We start from the raw sequence: 7,342 nt of genomic DNA, 5'->3' as shown, positions 1-7,342 counted from the left end.
GGCATTCCGCAAAAAGATAATCCGATGTTTTATCCCCTGGTAATTTTATCCCCAGGTAAATGAAAGGCAAACCTTATGGCTTCAGCTTGCCCCCCCCATTCCCAAAAACAGCCAATACCTATTTGGGCAACAGACCGTTGAAGCTTGACATATGATATCCTAGCAGGTATTGGATTTTGCATGGGCAGGCCATTGAGAATCGAATATCCTGGTGCGGTATATCACATAATCAGCCGGGGCAATGAGAGAAGGAAAATCTTCCTAAATGATGAAGACCGGCTCAAGTTTCTTGACATGCTGGCAGAATACCATGACAGATTAGGCATATTGATTCACTGCTTTGTACTGATGGACAATCATTATCATATCGTCATGGAAACGCCAAAGGGCAATCTTTTAAAGGTGATGCACAGTCTCAACAGCGGATACACGGGATATTTCGACAGAAAGTACAACCGTACAGGCCATTTGTTCCAGGGAAGATATACAGCTGTAATAGTGGATAAGGAAAACTATCTTCTTGAACTCAGCAGATACGTTCATCTTAATCCTGTAAGGGTGGGCATAACGGAAAAACCGGAAGAATATGCATGGAGCAGTTATGCCGGATACATTAAGGCAAACAGGTCAAAACCCTGGATCGAGTACTCATCGATACTGGGGATGTCCGGTGAAGAAAAAGTATCGCGGAGAAAGTATAAAAAGTATGTTGATAAAGATAAAGAATCAAAAGAGGCGAAGCTTTCTGATAAACTGCACGGCCGGATTATCCTTGGTAATGATGAGTTCATAGGCAAAGTTAAGAAATTGATCGGCAAAGGGCTCAACGACGGAGTGCATTACAGGAAAAGACTCAGCGCCGAAACAGAACCAGAGACAATAATAAAAATATGCTGTGAAACATTCAAGATTTCGAGGTATGAGCTTTTCAAGAAAGGTCCGCAGAGAAATGCAGCGATATATCTGATGAAAAGATATTCCGGTTTGGGCAACAGGGAAATTGGAGAACTCTTCGGGGGGATGCATTTCACGGCAATAAGCAAGACATGTTCACGTTTTGAGGAAAGGCTGGCCGGTGATCCGGAGTTATCGAAAATGCTCACGGAGATTATGTCCCGCTTCAAAGACTGACTCAAGAACAGACTTTTTCATAGAAAATTTCTTATCTCTTTACAAAGCATCCCGATAAGTCCTATATGTCTCTGGGTTCACAGGAGGTGTTTATCATATGAATTCTGTCCAGAAATTCCCGGCAGTACCTGTCAAACAACAGGACAGTAAAGTCATCAGGCTGCTCAGCTATAACTTCCAGGTAGGTATAAGCACGAATAAGAGCATGGACTATTTCACCAGCAGCTGGAAGCATTTCATGCCGCACACGAGAAGAATTGAAAATATGAAGAGGCTGGCCAGGTTCATCAGGGACTACGACATCGTAGGCCTTCAGGAACTTGATGGAGGAAGTTTCCGTTCAGGCTTCGTGAACCAGGCCGAATACCTTGCCATGGCGGCCGGTTTTGACTGCTGGTATGACAAGATTAATCGCAACATGGGACTTGTAGCAAAGCACAGCATGGGGGTGCTCAGCAGGTTCAAGCCTGAAAATGTCGAGCGTCATGACCTGCCCGGTTTTCCCGGAAGGGGCTGTCTCACCGTGACCTACGGAAAAGAAAGAAATATCGGTATCATTCTTGCTCATTTGTCTCTGGGAAAGCGTGCCAGGCTTAAGCAGGTTGATTTCCTGTGTGAACTTGTTTCACAGTTTTCAAATGCAGTACTGATGGGAGATCTCAACTGCATCCCGAAAAGTGAAGAAATTGAGATGCTCAAAAAAAAGGCCGGACTCAAGGACTATGGGACAGCAAGACCGAGTTACCCGAGTTGGGCCCCTGTTCAGAGACTTGACCATATACTGGTGTCAGACGGTCTTAAAATTAAAAATACAGGCGTTCTGCCTTGGTCGCTATCGGATCATCTGCCCATATCAATGGAAATTGAGTTTGAAGAAAAGGCACTCGATACGGAACTCAGGATAAAGAAAGCGGCATAAAAAAACCCCCGGCATTTCCGGCCGGGGGGTCTTAAAAATTCTACAATTCTTTGTTGAGGATCTTTTCTTTAAGAATATCCCACTGCTCTTTTGTAAGCGTGCATATATTCTTGTCTTCGCCTATGACGACCCTTTCCTTTTCCACCCTTACCTCCGGACAGCACGAACCTTCCTTGCAAAGCTTAACCGTGATTTCTTTTTCCATCTGACATCTCCTTAAGGTTTAAATATTTATAAAACAGTTATTAGTGTCATTAAAAATTAAATCAATACCGTTTATGATTTTTTTATCCTGTCGGGTTTAATATTTCAGCTTTTATGCCCCCTCACCATTTTCAGCATCAAACGTCTGTTTTAACGGTTTGGGAACATCCCGCTGATTTGACTTTCTGAATCGCATGCCCTACATATGATTCATGGATTTCTTTTCAAGACTATTCAGGACAGGAAGGGAAGAGGCGAAAGATCAGCCCTCCCCTAAACGCCCAAAGGTACTGCCCGTGCTGCCGCTTAAAGATACGGTACTCGTACCTGGCGCACTTCTGCCGCTTCTCGTATCAAACTCTGCATCCATAGGACTTGTAAGGAGATTTCATGACAACAATGAACCTTTCGTAGCCGTCGGCATAAAAGATCCCAAATCGGCAAATACCGACGTCTGGGAAAATATATACAGAACCGGTTGCCTCGCATATATAGTCAAGCTCACAGAGAACGACAGCAACGAGGTCTCCATCATGGTCAGGGGCGATCACAAGGTTTTTCTGGAAAGCAAGGTTGAAACGTCTCCTCTTCTCAAGTCAAATGTGATTTATTTTGATGAGGACATGAGCATCACACGCGAAGTGCATGCCCTCGTCCATTCGACCATTCAGGCGCTCAATCAACTTGCCAGACTATCCTACCACAGCATGGATGCGGCCATATCCGGAATGGCCAAGATCAGGGACCCTCTCGTCCTTTTAAGCACGGTTACAACCACGCTTCCTCTTCCTGTTGAAAAAAAACAGCAGATTCTTGAACTCAAGTCCCTTACAGATAAATTTACGCTCCTTCATCAGGTGCTCAGGGATGAGCTTGATATCCTTGAAACATCCTCCCGGATAACCGAAAAGGCAAAGGGTGAAATAAGCCATGCACAGAGAGAATATTACCTCAAGCAACAGATGAAGGCCATCAGGAATGAACTTGGCGAAACCCTCGAAACTGAAAACGAAATGGAAGATCTAAAAAAAGAGATCGGGGCAAAAAACCTGCCTGAAATTGTCAGAAAGGATGTTGACAAGGATTTGAAACGTCTTGCGCGAATGCAGCCCGGCTCTTCCGAATATGTAACGCTCCGTACGTATATGGACTGGATACTAGAGCTTCCCTGGCATGAACAGAGTGAAGACGAACTGGATATTGCCCGTGTTGAAGAGATCTTGAACGAAGACCATTTCGATCTTAAACGCCCGAAGAAACGCATCATTGAATATCTTTCCGTAAAAAAGCTGAAAAGTGACATGAAAGGTCCTATACTCTGCTTTACCGGTCCTCCGGGAGTCGGCAAGACCTCACTCGGCCGTTCGATTGCAAGGGCTATGGGCAGAAAATTTGTCCGTATCTCTCTTGGCGGTGTCAGGGACGAGGCTGAAATCCGCGGACACCGCAGGACTTACATAGGCGCCCTTCCGGGAAGGATCATCAACGGCATGAAAACCGCAGGTACTATGAATCCTGTTTTCATGCTTGACGAAATCGACAAGCTCACAAGGGATGCACAGGGTGATCCCGCTTCCGCTCTGCTTGAAGCGCTCGATCCGGAACAGAATTCGACTTTTTCCGATCATTATCTCAACGTGCCCTATGACCTGTCCAGTGTACTGTTCATCACTACGGCAAACGTAACCGATTCGATCCCGGCAGCGCTCAGAGACAGGATGGAGATAGTTGAAATCGAAGGATACACCCAGGAGGATAAACTGAGAATTGCTACCAGTTACCTTATCCCTAAAGAACTTGAGGCAAACGGCCTGTCATCGTTCGGCATCAGCTTTGATGACAGTGCAATAACCCACATAATAAGACATTACACAAGGGAATCGGGGGTCCGCAACCTTCAGCGGGAAATCGCTTCCGTCCTGAGGGTTATCGCATCACGGATCGCCAGAGGAGGCGATCCTGTAAAAAAAGTGGACATCGCATTTATCGAAGAAGCCCTGGGGGCGGTAAAATACCTTCCGGATGCCAGAAAGCGGACACGAATCCCCGGAATATCGACCGGCCTGGCTTGGACGCCCTTCGGCGGAGAAGTCCTTTATATCGAGTCCGCCCTGGTTGACGGAAAGGAAGAGATGATACTTACAGGACAGATAGGCGATGTCATGAAGGAATCAGCCCGCATCGGCCTCAGCCTCATAAGAGGAATGGGAATCCCCCTGCCAAAAGACAAATCAGTTCACATACATGTACCTGCGGGTGCCATACCGAAAGACGGACCGTCGGCCGGCGTCACCATGGTAAGCTCTCTCTATTCGCTGCTGACAGGCAAAGTTGCAGCAGATAACCTGGCCATGACAGGTGAAGTTACACTCAGGGGAATCGTCCTGCCGGTCGGAGGGATCAAGGAAAAAGTGCTCGCAGCAAAAAGGGCAGGAATAAGCACTGTCATCCTGCCGAAAATGAACGAAAAGGATATTGGCGAGATTGAACCGGAAGTACTCGGAGACATTAAAATAATATATGTCGAGTGCATCGAAGATGTTCTTAAGACAGCCTTTGAGGGTAATGTACAGCCCGGGCGCATCTGTCTTCCCGAACACAATGATGCAGCTTCCAGCAACAGCACCTTAAGGGTCCCCTGAATTTCAAACCCGTTTCAGGCTACCACAACATGCCGAATGAGGCTGACGCACCTATTTTGCTGTCATAGCCAAACTGCATGCTGCAGTTTTTGAGAAAATAGCCGATACCGCCACCGGCAAACATACCCGGTGAATCCGCCAGGTTATAAATTGAACCATCGCTGCTGTTCAGTTCGACACCGCCCGATGCCAGTATGAATATACCGGAGTCATTTATGGCCTTAATTGCGCTTTTGATATACAAACCGTTATTGACTGTTTTCAGATTCTGATCACTTTCAATGTCATCAGAGCACCTCATTGGTGACAGTTTTCTTGAAAGAGAACACCCCATTGAGTTGACATATTTCATTATAGCGCTGTCGGAGTACCCGCTTACCTTGATCATCAACTGGCCGCCATTTATACGGGTCACACCGTTATCACTCATTTTCAGACCGCTTATGATTTCCGAATTCGGACTATCGGAGGCATCTTCAATCAGCACGGTTTCGGACTTTTCCGGGATAAGACTCTCAAAACTGACATACCTTACACCACCGGATGCGAATACCGAACCAGGGAAGAAGACAGTTATCATCAAAAACATGAATATTTTTTTCATATGGAGTTAAGACACAGCAAATAAGGTGCCATATATCAATTCCAAATATTTCAATATGTTACATGAATAATGATTTCTTTTCAGAATACCGTTATGTAATTATTTTCACGTAAGCGTAAATCCGGTTACATTGAAAACCTCATATATTTTCTTCCTGTGTTCATCGAACACAAAACCATTTACAACTTAAATAAAATAACTTCTGAAGGTGCCGGCATAAAAGAATACAGACAGAATCCCCATCAGTTCAAGCTATTTGAAAACGTACCCCAAGTTGAATCTGACCGGTAAACTTCAAACACTTTAAATTCGTTCCGAAGGCAAGGAACTCGGACAACAGTGAAGATCAGGATTCATTTAAACCTGAGCAATCTGCACAAGTGAAAATTCCGCATCCGGAGTCAAATGTATCAGGTCCCGAATATCCGCCAGCCTTGCAGCCAGTTAAAACTGCTTCTTCGGACATATTTCGAATCAGAATTGTCAACTCGGGTTTTTGCCATTTTCTTTCTGTTGAATCTTCAACAACCATTTCCGATCCCCCCTAAAAAAGAACCACCTAATCTGTTAAAAGATTTAGAAAGACTCGCTCTCTCTTGAATAGCCCCAGACATCTTTCAGCATGAATTGAGGCTGTATGATCCGCCTGATACGACCGGCGGACAGAACGAGCATCAGGAGTATTACTGCCAGACAGTACATTGTGTTATTCCGCCCTCCTTTTATTTCAGACTCTCGTCAGTGCAGCGACGACACTTAAAATTTAGCACATGATCTTCAATTAATGCCAACTCTATATATCTTATACCTTTCTAACGTTTTTTCTCATCCAGGAAAATTGAGCGCGCCTGTCTGATAGTAGAATTTCCATTCGCCCGTCTGAAGCTTCGTGAAGATTTTGCAGACCCGGCCTTTCCAGTGGGAAAGCTCCCCGGTGGTCTTGTTCCGCCAGAGGGTGTCGATATCGACTACAGCAAACGCCGCATCCTCCTCTTTGGAGACCTCGATCTTCACGGTATTGCGGCGGTTGTGGATAAGATCGTGGGTATCGAAAAGCCCCTGCCAGCTTCTGCGCCAGCGCTCCCTGTTGAACCGGCCCATCACGAAGACCCAGTCAATCGGATCATGGGAGTTTGCCGTGGGCGGCCACGGCCAGGCCATGTCAGGATGAATCATGGACAGGAAAGGCTCAGGGTCTTTCGTATCCCATCCCCTGGTTTCAATATCCACCATTTCCTGAATTATCTTCTCAATCGCTGTATTCAATCAGATTCCTCTTTAAGATATTCGATTTAATCATATCCGCGTGCTTTATTGATTCTGTCAGCTTTTAAGATCACAGGCCATGGGCACGAATGTGATGCCGTTCTTCTCCTGAACCGGTCCTGTGGCCTTGAACCCCATCTTCGAGTATATGGACTCCGCAAACGGCGACGAATTGACTGTGATCGTCTTAATATCGGGATGCCTTTTCAGGCAAACATTTACGGCCTTCTTGAACAGCCCTTTTGCTATTCCCTCGCCCCGGCTGCCGACAAAAAGCATCGCTATATGGTTGAAGGAGCGCATCTCGATGACTCCAACAATATCAGTCCCCTTTTCAGCTATTATAACGACTTGTTCAGGTCCTTTGCGCCTGGCCATGGCCATAGGATTGGCGAATCTGAAGAATTCATCGACACCCTCTTGACCGTAATCCGGAGCAACGAATTCGTTGAACACCTTCTCAATCAGAGCGCACACCCTTCCCTCTTCACCCGTTTTCATGAATCTGTAGTGAATATCCATATCGATTTCCTCAATATCGGCAAGTTAATTGTTTGTTAACGTCCTCAATCGGTT

The 7,342-nt window shown here is 45.8% G+C and carries 9 protein-coding genes; 3 read left to right on the top strand and 6 right to left on the bottom strand.

All coding sequences use genetic code 11. The annotated features are described in order from the left end of the window. Positions 1-180 precede the first annotated feature (180 nt). Together VIS94_14705 and VIS94_14700 are read left to right on the top strand one after the other, a co-directional pair. On the top strand, positions 181-1,131 hold the full coding sequence (locus VIS94_14705; GenBank protein HEY9162324.1) for a transposase: 951 nt from the start codon (positions 181-183) through the stop codon (positions 1,129-1,131). A 97-nt stretch (positions 1,132-1,228) separates the two neighbouring features. Next, on the top strand, positions 1,229-2,050 hold the full coding sequence (locus VIS94_14700; protein HEY9162323.1) for an endonuclease/exonuclease/phosphatase family protein: 822 nt from the start codon (positions 1,229-1,231) through the stop codon (positions 2,048-2,050). A gap of 40 nt (positions 2,051-2,090) precedes the next feature. On the opposite strand, the gene VIS94_14695 is transcribed toward VIS94_14700, so the two are convergent. Continuing rightward, the gene (locus VIS94_14695) at positions 2,091-2,255 is read right to left on the bottom strand and encodes a hypothetical protein (GenBank protein HEY9162322.1); all 165 of its coding nucleotides are present in this window, start codon (positions 2,253-2,255) and stop codon (positions 2,091-2,093) included. A 211-nt stretch (positions 2,256-2,466) separates the two neighbouring features. Here VIS94_14695 and lon point away from each other — a divergent pair, with 211 nt between their 5' ends. Further along, positions 2,467-4,896, top strand: coding sequence for an endopeptidase La (gene lon / locus VIS94_14690; GenBank protein ID HEY9162321.1), 2,430 nt, complete (start codon positions 2,467-2,469; stop codon positions 4,894-4,896). A 19-nt stretch (positions 4,897-4,915) separates the two neighbouring features. Here the strand turns inward: lon and VIS94_14685 are convergent, their stop codons facing one another. The 5 genes from VIS94_14685 to VIS94_14665 form a co-directional block, all read right to left on the bottom strand. Then, the gene (locus VIS94_14685) at positions 4,916-5,476 is read right to left on the bottom strand and encodes a hypothetical protein (protein HEY9162320.1); all 561 of its coding nucleotides are present in this window, start codon (positions 5,474-5,476) and stop codon (positions 4,916-4,918) included. Positions 5,477-5,846: 370 nt separating this feature from the next. Continuing rightward, positions 5,847-6,032 (bottom strand): hypothetical protein, encoded by a 186-nt coding sequence (locus tag VIS94_14680; GenBank protein ID HEY9162319.1) that lies wholly within the window; start codon positions 6,030-6,032, stop codon positions 5,847-5,849. 44 nt (positions 6,033-6,076) lie between these two features. Continuing rightward, on the bottom strand, positions 6,077-6,202 hold the full coding sequence (locus VIS94_14675; GenBank protein HEY9162318.1) for a hypothetical protein: 126 nt from the start codon (positions 6,200-6,202) through the stop codon (positions 6,077-6,079). A 123-nt stretch (positions 6,203-6,325) separates the two neighbouring features. After that, complete coding sequence (locus tag VIS94_14670; protein HEY9162317.1) at positions 6,326-6,766, bottom strand: hypothetical protein; 441 nt, start codon at positions 6,764-6,766, stop codon at positions 6,326-6,328. Between the two features lie 57 nt (positions 6,767-6,823). Beyond that, entirely contained in the window at positions 6,824-7,288 is a 465-nt protein-coding gene (locus VIS94_14665; GenBank protein HEY9162316.1) for a GNAT family N-acetyltransferase, read from the bottom strand. Positions 7,289-7,342 lie beyond the last annotated feature (54 nt).

It is taken from the genome of Desulfomonilia bacterium (genome assembly GCA_036567785.1).
GTDB lineage: Bacteria > Desulfobacterota > Desulfomonilia > UBA1062 > UBA1062 > DATCTV01.
Note: the sequence above shows the minus strand (reverse complement) of the source record. Positions and strands in the feature narration are given on the sequence as shown.